This window comes from Delftia deserti, from assembly GCF_042653485.1.
Classification (GTDB): domain Bacteria; phylum Pseudomonadota; class Gammaproteobacteria; order Burkholderiales; family Burkholderiaceae_C; genus Comamonas; species Comamonas acidovorans.
The window spans coordinates 6603088-6622677 of sequence record NZ_JBHSIH010000001.1 but is presented as its reverse complement, the minus strand read 5'-3'; the positions used below and the strand labels follow the sequence as shown (position 1 = coordinate 6622677).

The following is a 19590-nucleotide window of genomic DNA, read 5'->3' as shown; positions in this document are numbered from 1 at the left end:
GATGCGCCAGCTTTGTCAGGCACTCACGCCGTCACCACCACCCTCAGCAACTGCTTCTGTATCTTCCCGCTGGCCGTCTTGGGCAGGGCCTGGCGGAAGTGGTAGCGGCGCGGGCGCTTGTAGGCGGCCAGGCGGTCGCCGTGGACCAGGAAGGCGTCCAGCGCCTCGGCCGTGGGCGTGGCGCCGGGCCTGGCGACCACATGGGCGGCGACGATCTGGCCCCAGCGCTCGTCGGCTTCGCCGATGACGGCGACCTCGAGCACATCGGCGTGTTCGACCAGCGCGTCTTCCACCTCACGCGGATAGACGTTCTCGGCACCCGAATTGATCATGTAGTCGATGCGGTCGCGGATCCAGAGGTAGCCGTCGTCGTCGATGTGGCCCAGGTCGCCCGTGTGGTACCAGCCGTGCGCCAGGGCGCGGGCATTGGCGTCGGGGCGGTTGAGGTAGCCGGCCATCATGCAGGGGCCGCGCACCAGGATTTCGCCCACCTCGCCGGGCAGGCAGGCCTCGGCCGGATCGGTGGGGGCGTTGTCCTCGCGCAGGCGCGCCACGATGAGGTCATGGCCCATGGAGGGCAGCCCTGCCGAGCCCGCGTGCGAGAGTTGCTCGCGCGGCAGCAGGACGGACATGCAGGGACCCATTTCCGTGGTGCCGTAGACCTGGACCAGGTCGCTGCCGACCTTGCGCGTCCATTCGCGGATCAGGTGCGGCGCCATGGAGGCGCCGCCGTACTCCACCAGCCGCAGCGCGGGCGCCTGCTCAGGCGAGGCAATGGGGTCGGCCAGCAGCATGGTGACCATGGTGGGCGCGGCAAAGAAGAAGCTCACGCGCTCTTCGCGGATCAGGCGCCAGGCCTCGGTCACGTCGAAGCGGCGCAGCAGCACCTGGGTGGCCCCGGCCTGCAGGCGCGGCAAAAAGCTGGTGTGCAGCTCGGCCGTGTGGTTGAGCGGCGCCATGGCCAGGCCCACGTCGTCGCGCGTGAACTGCATGGTCTGGTGCATGAGGGCGTTGTGCGCCAGCTTGCTGCGGTGCGTGTGCAGCACGCCCTTGGGCCGGCCCGTGGTGCCGCTGGTGTACATGAGGATGCAAGGATCGCTTTCGCGCACATGGGCCTGTGGCGGCGCGCTGCTGCGGCCGCTGGCCAGGGCGGACAGGCGCTGCGTGGCCCAGATCGGCAGCGCGTCGGCCTGGGTATCGTCGGCAAAGATCCAGTGCTCGACGCCCGTGCCAGGGCCACCCCCGCCTTCGGCCTTGAGCAGGGCCTGGGCGCGTGCGGCCACCTCGCCGCCCTCTTGCTCGAAGACCAGGGCGCGCGCTGCACCGTCCTTGAGGATGAAGGCCAGCTCCTGCGCCGCCAGCCGGTAGTTGATGGGGTTGAAGATGGCGCCCAGGCGCGCGGCCGCCAGCATGGTGAAGACAAAGGCCGGCGTGTTGTAGAGAAAGGCGGCCACCACGTCGCCATGGCCTATGCCCAGCTCGGCCAGGCCGTGGGCGTGGCGGTTGACCTCGGCATCGAGCTGTGCATAGGTCCAGGCGCGGCGCTCGCCGCCCTCCCACGCGACCAGGGCTTCCTTGTTCGGCAGGTAACGTGCCGGCCAGGCCAATGTGTCTCCCAGCGTCTGCTGCATGTGCGCTTCTTCCTTCTCGCTCACGAGATTTCATATATCGATGCATCTCAATGTAGGAGATTTTTTAGACAGTTATGCAATTTGCAAATGCATCCATGCAGGCAAGCGCATGGAGCTGCAGTCGGCCCGCGGAAATCCCGCAGCCGCGCAGGGGCCGGCCGCAGCTAGAATGCGCCGGTCAGGAGAGAGTGCCCGCCCGGCCGCAATGGTCACAGGCAGCGGCGCCGCCGAAGGCGCAGGGTTCGTCCCGAACGCTCAGGTAAAAGGACTGGCACCGCCTGCCGCCACGGCCGCAGGCGTTCCTAGCTGGAGAGAGATGCAGGGCACGGCGGTGTGCCCCATCCACCGAAGGAGCAAGCCCCACGCATGGAAGGTGCGGGTGAATCTCTCAGGTAAAGCGGACAGCAGGGCAGGACATCCCGGGATTCCGGGATGGCGTTGTGCCTTGCCCCTTGCCGAAAAGAGAGTCCCTCCTTGACCGCTGCCTCCACCACCGATCTGCTCAAGACCCCGCTGTTCGACCTGCACCAGGAACTGGGCGCTCGCATGGTGCCGTTTGCCGGCTACTCCATGCCCGTGCAATACCCGCAGGGGCTGATGGCCGAGCATCTGCACACGCGCGAGGCGGCAGGCCTGTTCGATGTCTCGCACATGGGCCAGATCAGCCTGCGCGGCCCGGATGCCGGCGCCGCGCTGGAATCGCTGCTGCCCATGGACGTGCTGGGCCTGGGCGAACACCGCCAGCGCTACGGCCTGCTGCTCAACGACGCGGGCGGCATTCTGGACGACCTGATGTTCGTGCGCCGCGAGGACGACCTGTTCCTGATCGTCAACGGCGCCTGCAAGCACGAAGACCTGGCGCACATAGAGGCCCGCATCGGCCAGCGCTGCGAAATCGAGCCCCAGTTCGACCGGGGCCTGCTGGCGCTGCAGGGCCCGCAGGCAGCAGTCGCCATGGAGCGCCTGCTGCCCGACACGGCCGGGCTGGTGTTCATGACGGGCGGCTACTTCGACTGGGAAGGCGCCGAGCTGTACATCACGCGCAGCGGCTATACCGGCGAGGACGGCTTCGAGATCTCCTTGCCCGCCGGCCACGCCGAGGCCTTTGCCCGTGCCCTGCTGGCCCAGCCCGAAGTCAGGCCCGTGGGCCTGGGCGCGCGCAATTCGCTGCGCCTGGAAGCCGGCCTGTGCCTGTACGGCAACGATCTGGACACGACCACCACCCCGGCCGAGGCCGCCCTGAACTGGGCCGTGCAGAAGGTCCGCCGCATCGGTGGCGAGCGCGAAGGCGGCTTTCCCGGCGCGGCCGCCGTGCTGGCCCAGCTGCAGTCGCCCGAGCTGCTCACGCGCAAGCGCGTGGGCCTGGTGGCCCTGGAGCGCGTGCCCGTGCGCGAAGGCACGGAGCTGCTGGACGCGAGCGGCCGCAAGGTCGGCCAGGTCACCAGCGGCCTGCTGTCGCCCACGCTGAACCAGCCCGTGGCACTGGCCTATGTGGAGCCGGGCAGCGCCGCCATCGGCACCACGCTGCAGGCCATGGTGCGCGGCAAGGCCGTGCCCATGCAGGTGCAGGCCACGCCCTTCGTGGCGCCCCGCTATCACCGCGGTTGAGGACAGCCTGCGCGCTTGGCGTGGATCGAGTTCGGCGGATTCGTTTTTCCTGCCATCGCATGCCGCTACAGTGCGCACTGACCTTTCTCAAACCGCCTTTCACAGGTTTTTTTCAGTTTCTATCGGAGCAAGCCATGAGCATCCAGTATTCCAAGGACCACGAATGGATCAACGCCGCCAACCCTGACGCGGCCATCGTCGGCATCACCCTCCACGCGCAGGATGCGCTGGGCGACGTGGTGTTCGTCGATCTGCCCGCCGTGGGCACCAGCTTCAACCAGGGCGATGTGGCCGGCGTGGTCGAGTCCGTCAAGGCCGCCGCCGATGTCTACATGCCCGTCAGCGGCGAGATCGTCGAAGTCAACGAAGCCCTGCGCGACGACCCCTCCCTGGCCAACAGCGACCCGCTGGGCGAAGGCTGGTTCTTCAAGGTCAAGCTCAGCGACGCAGGCCAGCTGGCCGCGCTGCTCGACGAAGCCGCCTACACGGCCTTCGCACAGAGCAACTGACGCCTCTTTCCGGCCAGGACGGGCGCCAGGGCCCGCCCTGGCGCTTTTCAGCTTTTGAGACAGGTCCCTCCATGCTGATGTCCTCCACCCAGCCCCTTGCCGCCCTCGAGAACGCCACCGAATTCGTGGCTCGCCATATCGGCATAGCGCCCGAAGACGAGGCCCGCATGCTCGGCGCCATTGGCGCGGCATCGCGCGATGCGCTGATCGACGCCATCGTCCCGCCCTCCATCCGGCGCCACCAGCCCATGGCGCTGCCGCCAGCGGCCACCGAGGCCCAGGCGCTGGCCGAGCTCAAGGCGCTGGCAGGCCGCAACCAGCTGCTCAAGAGCTTCATCGGCCAGGGCTACTACGGCACGCACACGCCCGGCGTGATCCTGCGCAACATTCTGGAGAACCCCGCCTGGTACACGGCCTACACGCCCTACCAGGCCGAGATCTCGCAAGGCCGCATGGAGGCCCTGGTCAACTTCCAGACCATGGTCTGCGACCTGACGGCCATGCCGATTGCCAACGCCTCCATGCTGGACGAGGCCACGGCCGCCGCCGAGGCGATGACGCTGGCCAAGCGCTCCGTCAAAAGCAAGAGCAACCGTTTCGTGGTGGCAGGCGATGCCCACCCCCAGACCATCGAGGTGATACAGACGCGCGCCGCGCCGCTGGGCATCGAGGTGCTGCTGGCCAATTCGCTGGAGGAATGGAACCAGCTGATGGACGGCGAGTACTTCGCGGTGCTGGCCCAGTACCCGGCCACCAGCGGCCGCATCGACGATCTGCGCGCCGACGTGGACAAGGCCCATGCAAGGCAGGCCGCCTTCATCGTGGCCACCGACCTGCTGGCGCTGACCCTGATCACGCCGCCCGGCGAATGGGGTGCCGACATCGTGGTGGGCACCACCCAGCGCTTTGGCATGCCCATGGGCGCCGGCGGCCCGCACGCCGCCTTCATGGCCTGCCGCGACGAGTTCAAGCGCTCCCTGCCCGGCCGCCTGGTCGGCGTGAGCGTGGACGTGCACGGCAAGCCCGCCTACCGCCTGGCCCTGCAGACGCGCGAGCAGCACATCCGCCGCGAAAAGGCCACCTCCAACATCTGCACGGCCCAGGTGCTGCCCGCCGTCGTGGCCAGCATGTACGCCGTCTATCACGGCCCCGAGGGCCTGGAGCGCATCGCCCGCCGCGTGGCCTCGTACACGGCCATCCTGGCGCGTGGCCTGGCCGAGCTGGGCGCGCCGCTGCGCGAGGTGCCCAGCTTCGACACGCTGAGCCTGCACACGGGTGCGGCCACCCAGGCCATCGCCGCCCGCGCGCGCTCGCTGGGCGCCAACCTGCGCGTGTACTTCGGCGAATACCTGTGCATCTCGCTGGACGAAACCACCACGCGTGCCGATGTCGAACTGCTGTGGAAGGTGTTTGCCAAGGACGGCCAGCCGCTGCCCGGCTTCGCCGCCTTCGAGAAGGGCGTGGAGCCGCTGATCCCTGACGGCCTGCGCCGCAGCAGCGACTTCCTCACGCACCCGGTGTTCAACACCCACCGCTCCGAAACCGCCATGCTGCGCTACATCCGCCAACTGTCGGACAAGGACCTGGCGCTGGACCGCAGCATGATCCCGCTGGGCTCCTGCACCATGAAGCTCAATGCCACCAGCGAGATGATTCCCATCACCTGGCCCGAGTTCGCCCAGGTGCACCCCTTTGCCCCGGCCGACCAGCAGCAGGGCTATGCGGAACTGGACAAGCAGCTGCGCGACTGGCTGTGCCAGGCCACGGGCTACGCCGGCATCAGCCTGCAGCCCAATGCCGGCAGCCAGGGCGAGTACGCGGGCCTGCTGGCCATCAAGGGCTGGCATGCGAGCCGGGGCCAGTCGCACCGCAACGTCTGTCTGATTCCCAGCAGCGCCCACGGCACCAACCCCGCCAGCGCGCAGATGGTGGGCATGCAGGTGGTGGTCACCGCCTGCGACGCCAACGGCAACGTCGACATGGCGGATCTGGCGGCCAAGTGCGAGCAGCACAGTGCCAACCTGGCCTGCATCATGATCACCTACCCCAGCACGCACGGCGTGTTCGAGACCCAGGTCAAGGAGCTGTGCAAGCTGGTGCATGACCATGGCGGCCGCGTCTACGTGGACGGCGCCAACATGAACGCCCTGGTGGGCCTGGCCGCGCCGGGCAGCTTCGGCGGCGATGTCAGCCACCTGAACCTGCACAAGACCTTCTGCATCCCGCACGGCGGCGGCGGCCCGGGCGTGGGCCCCGTCTGCGTGGTCGAGGATCTCGTGCCCTTCCTGCCCGGCCATGCCACGGCGGGCCTTGCGGGCGGCACGGGTGCCATCAGTGCCGCACCGCTGGGCAATGCGGCCGTGCTGCCCATCAGCTGGATGTACATCCGCATGATGGGCGCCCAGGGCCTGACCCTGGCCACCGAGACCGCCATCCTCAGCGCCAACTACATCAGCGCCCGGCTGCGCGACCACTACCCCACGCTGTACGCAGGCGAGCACGGCCATGTAGCGCACGAGTGCATCCTGGACCTGCGCCAGTTCAAGGAAAGCACGGGCGTCATGGCCGAGGACGTGGCCAAGCGCCTGATCGACTACGGCTTCCATGCGCCCACGCTGTCCTTCCCCGTGCCCAACACGCTGATGGTGGAGCCCACCGAAAGCGAAAGCCTGTACGAGCTGGACCGCTTCGTGGACGCGATGATCGCCATCCGCCAGGAAATCCGCGCCATCGAGCAGGGCCGCCTGCCCCAGGACGACAACCCGCTCAAGAACGCGCCGCACACGGCCGAGACCCTGCTGGCCTCGGAATGGGCCCGCCCCTACAGCCGCGAGGCCGCTGCCTACCCGGTGGCTGCCCTGCGCCAGTCCAAGTACTGGTGCCCGGTGGGCCGGGTGGACAACGTCTACGGCGACCGCAACCTGTACTGCAGCTGCATCCCCGTGGACGCTTACCTGAGCTGAAGCACCTGTCACCCCAAGGGGCGCTTGTGGCGCCCCGCCCGGCGCGCGTACACTGCGGCCCTGCCCGCGCCGGGCCCCGGTCAACCTGCCGGGCGCCGTGCGCGGGCCACCAGGATTTGTGCGGCATATGCCGCTTTCCCCAGCGCCAGCACGCGATGAGCAGCCCAGACCATTCCGATCCGCCTCGCGACGACGAGCACCTGCCCCTGCATGCGCTGCTGGCGCCCGGCGCCGACCTGCCCCCCGTCGAACGCTTCCCCCTCTTCCAGCCCGTAGACGACCCGCTGCAGGCCCTGGTGGCCGAGCTGCGCAACTACCAGCGCGAACTGGAAATCCAGAACCGCGTGCTGGACTACAGCCAGGCCGTGGCCGAAAGCGCCTCCGAGCGCTTCGAGGCCCTGTTCGCCAGCATTCCCCTGCCCCTGCTGGTGGTGGACGAGCACGACATGGTGGTGCAGGCCAACGCCATGGCGCACAGCGCCTTCCAGCCCTCCGAGCATGACCGGCTGCTGGTGAACTTCGCGCCCTTCGTGCACCCCGACGATGCCGAGCGCGTGCGCAGGACTTTCTCCGCCGCGCGCGAGCTGGGCCGCACCGAGGCCCACGAGGTCTGCTTCGAGATCACCGAGCAGCACCAGCTGCGCGCCGACCTGCACGTGGCCTGCATCGCCATCCCCCAGCAAAGCGGCCCGCCCATTGCCCAGTACCTTTGCGCCGTGGTGGACCAGGGCCCGCTGCTGGCCGAGCGCCTGGCGCTTCAGCAGCGCAACCACCAGCTGTTCCTGAGCGAGCGGCGGCTGGAATCGGTCATCAACTCGGCGCTGGACGCCATCATCTGCCTGGACTCGGACCAGCGCATCACCGTCTTCAATCCCACGGCCGCCGCCCTGTTCCTGTGCCCGCCGCACGACGCGCTGGGCAGTCCGCTGGAGCGTTTCCTGCCCGATGCGGCACAGGCCCTGTCCTTTGCACCGCTGACCACGCAGGCCGTGCTGGGCGAGATGACGGCGCGCACGGCCAGCGGCCGCGAGATTCCGGTCGAGGTCAGTGTCTCCTTCGAGCACCACAGCGGCGGCGAGACCACCACCGTGTTCGCGCGCGACCTCACCAGCCGCAAGAAGGCCGAGGCCCAGCGCAACGAGCTGGAAGACCAGCTGCGCGAATCGCACAAGATGCAGGCCCTGGGCACCATGGCCGGCGGCATTGCGCACGACTTCAACAACATCGTGGGCGCCATCCTGGGCAACGTGGAACTGGCCAAGGCCGACTGCGGCGGCAATGCCGCAGCCATCGAAAGCCTGCAGGAGATCGAGAAGGCCGGCCGCCGCGCGCGCGACCTGGTGCGCCAGATCCTGACCTTCAGCCGCAACGAGCCGCCCCAGCGCAAGCCCGTGCAGGCGCGCGAAGTCATGGGCGACACGGCGCGGCTGCTGCGCGTGACCCTGCCGCCCGCCGTGGAGCTGCAGGTGCATGTGCCGCCGCAGCTGCCCCCCATGCTGGCCGACGCCATGCAGGTGGAGCAGGCCCTGTTCAACCTGTGCACCAACGCCATGCACGCCCTGGGTGAGCGGCGCGGCCTGATCCAGATGGACGCCGACCTGGTGCGCCCCGACCAGCGCCTGTGCGAGCGCCTGGGCCTGCCGCCCGTCAGCTACGTGGCGCTGTCGGTGCAGGACAACGGCCCCGGCATGGATGCGCGCACGCTGCAGCGCATCTTCGAGCCCTTCTTCACCACCAAGCCCGTGGGCCAGGGAACGGGCCTGGGCCTGCCCGTGGTGCACGGCGTCATGCGCAACCACGGCGGCGCCGTGGACGTGTACAGCATTCCAGGGCAAGGCAGCCGCTTCACGCTGTACTTTCCCCCGGCCGACGCCCTGGCGCCCGCCGAGCACGCACCAGCCCAGGCGCCCGCGGCCGAAACGCCGCCCAGCCTGCCGGAGCCGCTGGCAGCCGCGGAAACCCCGACCGGTCCGCAGTTCGCCCTGCTGCCCGACCCCCAGGCCGCGCAGCAGCATGTGATGTACGTGGACGACGACCAGGCCCTGGTCTTCCTGGTGCAGCGCCTGCTGCGCCGGCGCGGCTACCAGGTCAGCGGCTTCACCGATCCGCACGAGGCCACCGAGGCGCTGCGCGCCGCCCCCCAGGACTACGACCTGCTGGTCACCGACTACAACATGCCCGGCTACAGCGGCATCGACCTGGTGTATGAGGCGCTGTCCATCCAGCCCCTGCTGCCCATCGCCCTGGCCTCGGGCTACATCACCGCCGAGATCGAGCAGGCCGCCATGGCCGCAGGCGCCCGGGCCCTGGTGCACAAGCCCAATGACGTGGAGGAGCTGTGCGCCACCGTGCACAGGCTCCTGAATGAACGGTGAGCGGCTTGAGCGCTGAATGGCGGCAGGAGTGCCTCGGTGCTGGTACTGCTGCCGATGCAGATACCGATGCAGGTGTCTCCTGCCTGTACGAGGACGCCGAGCTGCTGGTGCTGGACAAGCCCTCCGGCCTGCTGTGCGTGCCCGGGCGCGGCCCCGACAAGCAGGACTGCCTGAGCGGCCGCGCCTTGCAGCGCTGGCCCGATGCGCTGGTCGTGCACCGGCTGGACCAGGCCACCTCGGGCCTGGTGGTCATGGCGCGCAGCCTGGCCGGCCAGCGCCTCCTGAGCGAAGCCTTTGCGCAGCGCCGCGTGCACAAGCGCTACGTGGCCGTGGTCGCCGGCCGCCCTGCCGAGCAGCAGGCCGACGACTGGCAAAGCATCGATCTGCCGATAGCCGCCGACTGGGAGCGACGCCCCTTGCGCATCATCGACGCCGTGCAAGGCAAGCCCAGCCAGACCCTGTGGCGCGCCATGCCAGCAGCCACCGAAGGCAGGGACGCTCCCATCACGCGCATGCAGCTGCAGCCCGTGACGGGTCGCACCCACCAGTTGCGCGTGCACATGGCGGCGCTGGGCCATCCCATCCTGGGCGATGCGCTCTATGCCGATGCCGCCGTGCAGGCCCTGTCGCCGCGCCTGCTGCTGCATGCGCACCAGCTGGAGCTGGCGCATCCCCTGTCGGGCCAAACGCTGCGTTTCGAATCCGCCGTGCCGTTTTGATCCACCGCAGAAACACGGAAACCGGCGCCCGCTGGCGCGTTGCTGCGATGCAACATTCCGTGTACGTGTTTCCCCTTCTTGCAGTCGGTCATATTGGTTTCATGAAGCACCGTCCGGGTGCACCGTCGGCATCAGGCGTTTTCGTCGCCCAAAACCGGCACTGACAAGCAGCCTGCGATGGCATCCAGCCCTTAGCGAAAAGCCTGCAGCCGCGCCAGCCCCGGGATACCCTGTTGCCATTGGTAACCAGGAGATTAACCTGTGCTTCTTTGCGCGGATCGCCCCTACAGGAGCCACCGCGCTTTTCAGAACGCTTTACCCAAAGTTGAAGGAAGTACCCATGAGCATTCCGTTCCGCATGCACACCGTCGTCGCCGCCCTGGGTTTGGCTGGTGCCGCCTTGTTCTCCACAGCGCATGCGCAAATCAAGATCGCCATGGTGGTTCCCACCACCGGCCCGCTGACGCAGTACGGCGACATGGTCAAGGAAGGCGTGAACACCGCCGTGGAAATGGCCAATGCGGCTGGCGGCGTCAATGGCAAGAAGATCGAGCTGGTATCCGTCGATGACGCCTGCGAACCCAAGCAAGGCCCCGTGGCCGCCAACCGCGTGGTCAACGCCAAGATCGGCTACGTGATCGGCCCCGTCTGCTCGGGCGCATCGATTGCCGCCGCCCCGATCTACAACAACGAAGGCGTGGTCGTCGTGACCCCCTCGGCCACCTCCCCGGCCCTGACCGACGGCAAGAACTACCACTTCATCTTCCGCACCATCGGCCGCGATGACCAGCAGGGCCCGGCCGCCGCCAAGTTCATCCTGGACAAGGCCAAGCCCAAGAAGGTTGCCGTGCTGCACGACAAGCAGTCGTATGGCCAGGGCATTGCCTCCTCCGTGCGCGACGACCTGAAGAAGGCCGGCGTGGAAGTGGCCCTGTTCGAAGGCATCAACGCCGGCGACAGCGACTACTCCGCCGTCATCACCAAGCTCAAGAGCGCCGGCGTGGACTTCATCTACTACGGCGGCTACCACCCTGAAATGGGCCTGCTGCTGCGCCAGGCTTCCGAGCAGGGCCTGAAGGTCCGCATGATGGGCCCCGAAGGCGTGGGCAACCCCGAAGTCAATGCCATCGCCGGCAACGCCGTCGAAGGCATGCTGGTGACCCTGCCCGCCGACTTCTCGGCCAACCCCAAGAACGCCGCCGTGGTCAAGGCCTTCAAGGACAAGAAGCGCAATCCCTCGGGCGCCTTCCAGCTGACCGCCTTTGCCGCCACGCAAGTGCTGCTGGACAGCATCAAGGCCGTGGGCGACAGCCCCGCCAAGGTGGCTGACCACCTGCACAAGTCCAACTTCGAGACCGTTCTGGGCTCGGTGGGCTGGAACAAGCAGGGCGACCTGAAGTCCTTCGACTTCCAGGTGTTCGAATGGCACAAGGACGGCAGCAAGTCGGTCGCTGCCAAGTAATCCCCCTCGTTGACTGGCCGGGGCACGCTTACGCGTGTCCCGGTTGTCTGCATCCTGGCCTTTTAGGCCTTTTCCTGTTTTGGGGCGGCATTACACCATGTCAGAACTCTTACCTCAGCTGATACAGCAGCTGTTCAACGGACTGTCCCTGGGCGCCATCTATGCCCTGATCGCCATCGGCTACACAATGGTCTACGGCATCATCGGGATGATCAACTTCGCCCACGGCGACATCTACATGATCGGCGCCTACATCGGCCTGGTCACGCTGTCGGCCATCGGCACGACAAGCGGCCTGCCCGTGTGGGCCATCATCGGCCTGATGCTGGTGGTGTCGGTCTTCGTCACCGGCGTCTACGGCCTGGTGGTGGAGCAGGTGGCCTACAAGCCGTTGCGCCGCAGCCCGCGCCTGGTGGCCCTGATCTCGGCCATCGGCATGTCCATCTTCCTGCAGAACTGGGTGGCCCTGGGTCAGGGCGCGCGCGACATGGCCGTGCCCTCGCTGCTGCCGGGCGCACTGCGTTTCGGCGCCGAAGGTGGCTTCGAGATCTATGTGCCCTACTCGCGCATCCTGATCATCGTGGTGGCCATCGTGCTCATGGTGCTGCTGACGCTGTACATCCGCCATTCCCGCATGGGCCGCGCCTCGCGCGCCTGCGCCCAGGACATGCACATGGCCAGCCTGCTGGGCATCGACACCAACCGCGTGATCTCGTTCACCTTCGTGCTGGGCGCCATGCTGGCGGCCGTGGGCGGCGTGCTGATCGCGCTGGCCGTGGGCAAGCTCAACCCGTTCATCGGCTTTCTGGCCGGCATCAAGGCCTTCACGGCGGCGGTGCTGGGCGGCATCGGCTCCATCCCCGGCGCCATGCTGGGCGGCGTGCTGCTGGGCGTGGCCGAGACCTTTGCGGCAGCCTACATCTCGTCCGAGTACAAGGACATCGTGGCCTTCGGCCTGCTGGTGCTGATCCTGCTGTTCCGCCCCACGGGCCTGCTGGGCAAGCCTGAAGTGGAGAAGGTCTGATGAAAGCCAAACCCACCTTGAACCTGCGCGACGCCCTGATCGCCACGGTGATGACCGCCGTGGTCGTCACGCCCATCTTCGGCCTGCACCTGGAGCGCGCCGGCACCCGCACCATCATCAATCCCGACTGGACGGTGGTGGCCTGGGCCTGCGCCCTGGTCTTCCTGGTGCAGCTGCTGCGCCCGCTGATCGCGGCGAAGATGCCCAAGGTCTCGCTGCCCTCGCTGCCGCACGCACGCCCCAGCCACCGCAACGGCCTGATCCTGGCCGCCCTGCTGATCGCCGTGTCCTGGCCCTTCTTCGCGGGCCGCAACGCGGTGGACATCGCCACGCTGGCCATGATCTACGTGATGCTGGGCCTGGGCCTGAACATCGTCGTGGGCTTTGCCGGCCTGCTGGACCTGGGCTTCGTGGGCTTCTACGCCGTGGGCGCCTACACCTATGCGCTGCTGTTCCACTGGGCCGGCTGGTCCTTCTGGGAAGCGCTGCCGCTGGCCGGCGCCGCTGCCGCGATGTTCGGCTTCGTGCTGGGCTTTCCGGTGCTGCGGCTGCGCGGTGACTACCTGGCCATCGTGACGCTGGGCTTCGGCGAAATCATCCGCCTGATGCTGGTCAACCTGACCAGCATCACGGGCGGGCCGGACGGCATCTCCAGCATCCCCAAGCCCACGGTGCTGGGCCTGGAGATGACGCGCAATCCCTCCACCGAGGGCGGCACGACCTTCCACCAGTTCCTGGGGCTGGAGTTCAGCTCGCTGCACATGGTGATCTTCCTGTACCTGATGGCGCTGCTGCTGGCCGTGGTCACGCTGTGCATCTCCAACCGCCTGGTGCGCATGCCCATTGGCCGTGCCTGGGAGGCGCTGCGCGAGGACGAGATCGCCTGCCGCTCCCTGGGCCTGAACCCCATGAAGATCAAGCTGTCCGCCTTCACGCTGGGCGCCATGTTCGCCGGCCTGGGCGGCGCCTTCTTCGCGGCGCGCCAGGGCATCGTCAACCCCGAATCGTTCACCTTCATCGAATCGGCGCTGATCCTGTCCATCGTGGTGCTGGGCGGCATGGGCTCGCAGCTGGGCGTGATCATCGCGGCCATCTTGCTGACGGTGCTGCCCGAGCTGGCGCGCGAGTTCTCCGAGTACCGCATGCTGATCTTCGGCCTGGTGATGGTGCTGATGATGATCTGGCGCCCGCAGGGCCTGCTGCCCATGCGCCGCCACCATGTGGAGGTGCGCTCATGAGGCATGCCGACACCATGATTTTTGGGACAACAGAAAGCAGCAAGGGCCGGCAATGAGCGAGTATTTGCTAGAAGTCAAAGACCTGTGCATGCGCTTCGGCGGCCTGCTGGCCGTGGACCATGTGGGCTTCAACGTGCGCCCGCAGGAAGTGTTTGCCATCATCGGCCCCAACGGCGCCGGCAAGACCACGGTGTTCAACTGCATCAGCGGTTTCTACCAGCCCAGCAGCGGCTCCGTCACGCTGGACGGCAGCGCCATCGAGGGCCGCAGCAGCCACCACGTGGCCAACCACGGCGTGGTGCGCACCTTCCAGAACGTGCGGCTGTTCAAGTCCATGACCGTGCTGGAAAACCTGCTGGTGGCACAGCACCGCCGCTCGGGCGTCAACCTGCTGTCGGGCCTGTTCAACACGGCAAGCTACCGCCGCAGCGAAGAGGAAAAGATCGAGAGCGCCCTGCACTGGCTGGACGTCATGGGCCTGCGCGAGTTCGTCAACCGCGAGGCCGGCAACCTGGCCTACGGCCACCAGCGCCGCCTGGAGATCGCGCGCTGCATGATCACCAAGCCGCGCGTGCTCATGCTCGACGAACCCGCCGCCGGCCTGAACCCGCAGGAGAAGAAGGACCTGCAGGGCCTGATCGACCAGCTGCGCCGCCAGTACGGCATTGCCGTGCTGCTGATCGAGCACGACATGGGCCTGGTCATGGGCGTGTCCGAGCGCATCCTCGTCATGGAGTACGGCAAGCCCATCGCCATGGGCCTGCCGGACGCCATCCGCAACGATGAACGGGTCATCAAGGCCTACCTGGGAGAAGCCTGATGCCTGCCATGCTGCAACTGGAGAACATCTCCACCCACTACGGCGCCATCTGCGCGGTCGACAGCGTGAGCCTGCACGTCAACCAGGGCGAAATCGTCTCGCTGATCGGCTCCAACGGCGCCGGCAAGACCTCGCTGCTGATGACGGTGTGCGGCAACCCGCGCGCCAGCTCGGGCCGCATCTCGTTCGAGGGCGAGGACATCACCCAGCTGCCCTCGCACCACATCATGCGCAAGGGCATCGCGGTCTCGCCCGAGGGACGGCGCATCTTCTCGGACCTCACGGTCACGGACAACCTGAAGATGGGCGGATTCTTCCTGGACAAGCCGCAGATCGAGGCCGGCATCGAACATGTGTTCGGCCTCTTCCCGCGCCTGCGTGAGCGCGCCCACCAGCGCGCCGGCACCATGTCGGGCGGCGAGCAGCAGATGCTGGCCATCGGCCGCGCGCTGATGAGCAAGCCCCGCCTGCTGCTGCTGGACGAGCCCACACTGGGCCTGGCGCCGCTGATCATTGCGCAGATCTTCGAGATCATCCAGACCATCCGCACGGCCGGCGTCACGGTCTTCCTGGTCGAGCAGAACGCCAACCGCGCCCTGCAGATCGCCGACCGCGGCTATGTGCTGGAGACCGGCAAGGTGGTGCTGGAAGACACCGGCGCCAACCTGCTGACCAACGACGCCGTGCGCCGCGCCTACCTGGGCGCCTGAGCGCCTGAGCGCCCTGCAAGGCGCCGGCAATACTGCAAGCCGGCACTGCACGGAGGCCCGCCATCCGGCGGGCCTTTTCATTTCAGAACCCGAAAGACCTCACACCAGGCCGCGCTGCTTGAGCAACGCCCAATGCGCATCCGGCAGACGGGCCTTCATGGCCTTCAAGGGATCGATCTCGCCCGTGTTGTCGGCAAAGGCCACCACGAAATCATCGGTCACAGGCAGACCCGCCTGCCTGACCAAGCTCTCCAGCAAGGGCAGCATGTGCCTGAGCACCCGCATGGCCGAGGCATTGCTCTGCTTCATCTCCATCAACTGGCCATGCAGCAGGCAGGCTTCGCCAAGCGCCTCATCGGAGAACCAGTGCTCGTCGGCATCGCCCATGCCGCGTATCTCGTCCGGCGCCCAAAGGTAATACGGAACCTCTTCACCACGCTCCAGCACCGCGCGCCGATAGGATTCGCGCCCCCAGACCAGAAAGGGCGGCCAGGCTGCGGCCAGGTCCTCATGCGTGTAGCACAGCAGAAGACCGTAGAGTGGTTCATCGCGTGGGATCTGCTGCAAGGCCGTGGCCAGTGACTGCTCCAGCAGCAGCTGCACACGCGCCTCGACGGTCTTCAGCGTCTCGCCCTTGGGCAGGCGCAGGTAGAGCAGCCTGTCGGCACCCGGCTCGGGCTGGCCCTGCGTGTCCAGGTATTGAAGGTGGATGCGATCCAGAACGCCGTCCGCGCCATGCACGAACACCTGCCGCGTGAGCCAGGGCCTCTCACGGGTTTCCCAGTTCCGGGTCACGCTGCACTGCAGTTGTTCGCCGTCGTACTCATAACGGCTGTCCATGCCACGGTAGCCAAGGTGCATGTGATGGGCGACTAGCCGCCCCTCTTCGTAGCGGCTTTGGCTGACGGAATCGATGCCGCCGCCACCATGCCACGACACGGTTGTGCGCTGTCCGGGCGTGTGCAGGCACACCTGCTCGCGCGCGCTGGAACGGCATTCGATAACGATGCGGCCCTGGGCATCAAGGCCGTGGTGCACATGCTTTTGCGGGTCTGCCCGCCCATCGCTGAGCCAGCGTGCGGCAGGGCCGCCGAACAGCTCACGGGCATAGGGTTCGTCAAAGCCCATGGAGTCGGACGCCCAACGCCAGCTCGCGACCTGGCTGCGGATCTCTGCCCTCAAACGCGCCGAGGCCTCGGCACCGCTGAATTTCGAATACAGGGCCTGGATTTCTGGAGGGGAATTCATGTTCAAGCGAGATGCATGCGTGCGGAAAAAACCATTCTTGCATGGCGCTCCAATCCCGCTGCCGCGATTCTGGAAGTGGTCTGGCCGTGCGCCCTGGAATGTGCTGCCGGGTCCCGCATGGCAGCGCTATAAATGCAGCTTCGTCCAAGAATTGCCACCCGCAAGGCCGCCCATGAACGCCCCCGCTCCCCAAGACATGCTGCACCCCCTGGCAATCGACGTGGTGTCGGTGCAGTCCCAGGTCGTCTACGGCCGAGTTGGCAACAACGTGGCCATGCCCACGCTGCAGGCGCTGGGGCTGGCGGCGGCGGCCGTGCCCACGGTGGTGTTCAGCAACACGCCGCACTATCCCAGCATCCACGGCGGAGCGATTGCCGCCGAGTGGTTTGCGGGCTATCTGCAGGACCTGGGCGCGCGCGGCGGGCTGCGGCAGTTGCAGGCCGTGCTGGCCGGCTACCTGGGCGGGCCGGCCCAGGCCACGCTGCTGGCGGACTGGGTTGCCGGCCTGCTGGCGCAGCGGCCCGGCCTGCGCGTGGTGGTGGACCCGGTGATCGGCGACCACGACAGCGGCATCTACGTGGACCCCGCCATGGTCGAGGCCTACCAGCGCCACCTGCTGCCGCTGGCCGACGGGCTGACACCCAACCATTTCGAGCTGGAGCAGCTGACCGCGCGCCCTGTGCGCGGCATGGACGATGTGGTCCAGGCCGCGCGCAGCCTGCTCAAGGGGCGCACGCAGTGGGTGGCCGTGACCAGCGCATCGCCCGAGCTGGACGGCGAGCCTGCCCAGCGCATGCGCGTGGCCCTGGTCACGCGCGATGACGTGCATGTGATCACCCACGCGCGGGTGGATGCGGTGCCCAAGGGAACGGGCGATCTGTTCAGTGCCGCGCTCACCGGCCACTGGCTGCAGGGCGCCAGCCTGCACGAGGCGGCCGAGCGTGCCTGCGAACGCATCGTGCAGGCGCTGGAGCGCACCCGGCAGGCGCGCAGCGCCGAGCTGCTGCTGCCATCGGACCCCGTCGTCGCCCAGGCAGCGGCCGGGCCGGCAGCACGGGCACAAGCGATACCATCGCCCGCATGAACAATGCATCGCCTCTTCTTTCCCTGACGATTCTTACCGGCGCCTCGCGTGGCATGGGCCTGGCCATGGCCCGGCAACTGCTGGATGCCGGCCATGAACTGGTCACGCTGTCGCGCTCCACCAGCGAAGACCTGGCCCAGGCGGCCGCCACGGCGCGCGCGCCGCTGCAGCAGTGGAGCGTGGACCTGGGCGAGCCCGAGGCTGCGGCCCGCAGGCTGGGCGACTGGCTGGCCGGCCTGGACGCCGCGCGCTACGCCAGCGTCACCCTGATCAACAACGCAGGCGTGATTCCGCAGATTGCGCCGCTGTCGCAGCTGAAGCCCGCCGACATTGCCCAGGCCATGCGCGTGGGGCTGGAGGCGCCCATGCTGCTGACGGCCGCCTTCCTGGCCGCCACCGAGGGCTGGACAGCCGTGCCGCGCAAGGTGCTCAACATTTCTTCGGGCCTGGGCCGGCGCGCCATTGCCTCGCAGGCCTCCTACTGCGCGGCCAAGGCCGGCATGGACCATTTCAGCCGCAGCGTGGCGCTGGACGAGGCGCTCAAGCCCCACGGCGCGCGCATCTGCTCGCTGGCGCCCGGCGTCATCGACACCGACATGCAGGTGCAGTTGCGCAGCGCCGATGCCGCCGCCTTCCCCGATGCAGGCAACTTCGCCCAACTCAAGGAGGGCGGCAAGCTGTCCACGCCCGAGCAGGCGGCAGCCCTGGTGCTGGGCTGGCTGCAGCGTGCCGATTTTGGCGAGCAGGTCGTGGCCGACGTGCGCCAGCCCTGAGCATTTTCCGGATGACAGCTTCAATGCGGCGATGAATATCCGGCAATGGAAAAAGGCATCGCCGCACTGACCTGAATAATCCAAATACCGCCCTGGAAAATGTTCTGCAAGAATTACCGATTGCAGGCAGCATTTTCCATATCCAGCCTGCGCATTCGCTTGAAAATTGTCATCTGGCAAAGGATGACGTTTTTCATCTGCGTTTGCCAGTCCTGCATTTCCAATCCTCCTACAGCGGCGTCTATTGCGACTGGCAAGAATGGGGCACTCAACTCCAAGAAAGTCGGCCATGTCCATTGCCTATTCCGAATCCGCGCCCCTGGCTGAAGCGCCAGTGGTCAACACGGTCGCCACCGTAGATACCTCACGCAGCGGCGTTTCATGGGCCGCGATATTTGCCGGCGCCATGGCGGCGGCATCGCTGTCGCTGCTGCTGTTCATTCTGGGCACGGGCCTGGGCCTGTCGTCGGTGTCGGTATGGTCCGGTGAAGGCCTGGATGCCGGCGCCCTGGGCCTGACGGCCGTGGCCTGGATCGCCTTCACCCAGCTGGCCTCGGCCGGCGTGGGCGGCTATCTGGCCGGGCGGCTGCGCACACGCTGGCAAGGCGTGCACACGGACGAGGTCTACTTCCGCGACACGGCCCATGGCTTTCTGTCCTGGGCACTGGCCACGCTGGCCATGGTGGCCCTGATGGGCGCCGCTGCAGGCGGTGCCGTCTCCGGCGCCTTCAAGGCCGCGCAGACCGTGGCCACCAGCGCCTCCAACGTGGTGGGCGGCGCGATCGGCGCCGCCGGCGGTGCGGCTGCTGGCGGTGCCGCAGCCATGGCCGGTGCCTCGGGCGCCGATGCCTCGCCCCAAGGCCTGGCCTACTGGACCGGCAGCCTGTTCCGCAATTCCGGCGCCGCTACCTCCACCAGCAATGCCACGCCCGCCGACCTGGCCAGCGCCACCCGCGAGGCCGGCGTGATCTTTGCCCAGTCGCTGCGCACCGGCCAGCTGTCTCCCGCCGACGAGCAATACCTGGCCCAGCTGATTGCGCGCAATTCCGATATGTCCGTGGAAGATGCGCAAAAGAAAGTGCGTAGCACCTTTGATTCCGTGCAAATGCAGATAAAGCAGGCCGAGCAAAAGGCTGAAGAAGCCAAGCAAAAGGCCAAGCAGGCAGCCGAAGAGGCACGCAAGGCCACGGCCCATTCCATGCTCTGGCTGTTTGTTTCCCTGATGCTGGGCGCTTTTGTGGGCAGCCTGTGCGCCACCTGGGGTGGTCGTCAACGCGATGCCTTTTGATAATCCCCGGCACTGAAACCCAATCCATCCAATTCAATCCATTCAACGGAGGCTTGCCATGCGATCCATACTGCTTTTTCTGCTGGGCGTTCCCATTCCCATCATCATCCTGATTGCGCTCATCCACTGACGGATACC

15 protein-coding genes and 2 riboswitches are annotated in these 19590 nt (G+C 67.4%); of the genes, 13 read left to right on the top strand and 2 right to left on the bottom strand.

Features of this window, described 5'->3' with window-relative positions:
• Window positions 1-23: 23 nt before the first annotated feature.
• Window positions 24-1631 (bottom strand): fatty acid--CoA ligase, encoded by a 1608-nt coding sequence (locus ACFPFG_RS31190; protein ID WP_183018299.1) that lies wholly within the window; start codon window positions 1629-1631, stop codon window positions 24-26.
• 169 nt (window positions 1632-1800) lie between these two features.
• Window positions 1801-1912, top strand: a riboswitch (glycine riboswitch).
• A 15-nt stretch (window positions 1913-1927) separates the two neighbouring features.
• Window positions 1928-2046, top strand: a riboswitch (glycine riboswitch).
• Window positions 2047-2105: 59 nt separating this feature from the next.
• Here ACFPFG_RS31190 and gcvT point away from each other — a divergent pair.
• The 10 genes from gcvT (at window position 2106) to ACFPFG_RS31140 (ending at window position 15059) form a co-directional block, all read left to right on the top strand.
• Complete coding sequence (gene gcvT, locus ACFPFG_RS31185; RefSeq protein ID WP_465251924.1) at window positions 2106-3239, top strand: glycine cleavage system aminomethyltransferase GcvT; 1134 nt, start codon at window positions 2106-2108, stop codon at window positions 3237-3239.
• Between the two features lie 134 nt (window positions 3240-3373).
• Window positions 3374-3748, top strand: coding sequence for a glycine cleavage system protein GcvH (gene gcvH / locus ACFPFG_RS31180; protein ID WP_012206130.1), 375 nt, complete (start codon window positions 3374-3376; stop codon window positions 3746-3748).
• 71 nt (window positions 3749-3819) lie between these two features.
• The gene (gcvP, locus tag ACFPFG_RS31175) at window positions 3820-6711 is read left to right on the top strand and encodes an aminomethyl-transferring glycine dehydrogenase (RefSeq protein WP_380109767.1); all 2892 of its coding nucleotides are present in this window, start codon (window positions 3820-3822) and stop codon (window positions 6709-6711) included.
• Between the two features lie 155 nt (window positions 6712-6866).
• Window positions 6867-9086: a PAS domain-containing hybrid sensor histidine kinase/response regulator gene (locus tag ACFPFG_RS31170; RefSeq protein ID WP_183018289.1), complete on the top strand. Its 2220-nt coding sequence runs from the start codon at window positions 6867-6869 to the stop codon at window positions 9084-9086.
• A gap of 5 nt (window positions 9087-9091) precedes the next feature.
• A complete protein-coding gene (locus ACFPFG_RS31165; protein WP_380109765.1) occupies window positions 9092-9805 on the top strand; it encodes an RluA family pseudouridine synthase in 714 nt (237 codons plus the stop codon).
• A gap of 340 nt (window positions 9806-10145) precedes the next feature.
• Entirely contained in the window at window positions 10146-11267 is a 1122-nt protein-coding gene (locus ACFPFG_RS31160; RefSeq protein WP_013801936.1) for a branched-chain amino acid ABC transporter substrate-binding protein, read from the top strand.
• A gap of 97 nt (window positions 11268-11364) precedes the next feature.
• Window positions 11365-12291: a high-affinity branched-chain amino acid ABC transporter permease LivH gene (livH, locus tag ACFPFG_RS31155; protein ID WP_012206135.1), complete on the top strand. Its 927-nt coding sequence runs from the start codon at window positions 11365-11367 to the stop codon at window positions 12289-12291.
• Window positions 12291-13529, top strand: coding sequence for a high-affinity branched-chain amino acid ABC transporter permease LivM (locus ACFPFG_RS31150; protein WP_034394889.1), 1239 nt, complete (start codon window positions 12291-12293; stop codon window positions 13527-13529). The genes livH and ACFPFG_RS31150 overlap by 1 nt, the downstream gene beginning before the upstream one ends.
• A gap of 52 nt (window positions 13530-13581) precedes the next feature.
• Window positions 13582-14349: a high-affinity branched-chain amino acid ABC transporter ATP-binding protein LivG gene (gene livG, locus ACFPFG_RS31145; protein WP_012206137.1), complete on the top strand. Its 768-nt coding sequence runs from the start codon at window positions 13582-13584 to the stop codon at window positions 14347-14349.
• Window positions 14350-14357: 8 nt separating this feature from the next.
• Entirely contained in the window at window positions 14358-15059 is a 702-nt protein-coding gene (locus tag ACFPFG_RS31140; protein WP_034398706.1) for an ABC transporter ATP-binding protein, read from the top strand.
• A gap of 99 nt (window positions 15060-15158) precedes the next feature.
• Here the strand turns inward: ACFPFG_RS31140 and ACFPFG_RS31135 are convergent, their stop codons facing one another.
• Complete coding sequence (locus ACFPFG_RS31135) at window positions 15159-16307, bottom strand: hypothetical protein (RefSeq protein WP_380109761.1); 1149 nt, start codon at window positions 16305-16307, stop codon at window positions 15159-15161.
• Window positions 16308-16479: 172 nt separating this feature from the next.
• Here ACFPFG_RS31135 and pdxK point away from each other — a divergent pair, with 172 nt between their 5' ends.
• The 3 genes from pdxK to ACFPFG_RS31120 all read left to right on the top strand — a co-directional run bounded on the left by pdxK (window position 16480) and on the right by ACFPFG_RS31120 (window position 19452).
• Window positions 16480-17391 (top strand): pyridoxine/pyridoxal/pyridoxamine kinase, encoded by a 912-nt coding sequence (gene pdxK, locus ACFPFG_RS31130; protein WP_380109759.1) that lies wholly within the window; start codon window positions 16480-16482, stop codon window positions 17389-17391.
• Window positions 17388-18164, top strand: a complete 777-nt coding sequence (locus tag ACFPFG_RS31125) for an SDR family NAD(P)-dependent oxidoreductase (RefSeq protein ID WP_380109756.1) — start codon at window positions 17388-17390, stop codon at window positions 18162-18164. The genes pdxK and ACFPFG_RS31125 overlap by 4 nt, the downstream gene beginning before the upstream one ends.
• A 289-nt stretch (window positions 18165-18453) precedes the next feature.
• Entirely contained in the window at window positions 18454-19452 is a 999-nt protein-coding gene (locus ACFPFG_RS31120) for a hypothetical protein (RefSeq protein WP_123693797.1), read from the top strand.
• Window positions 19453-19590 lie beyond the last annotated feature (138 nt).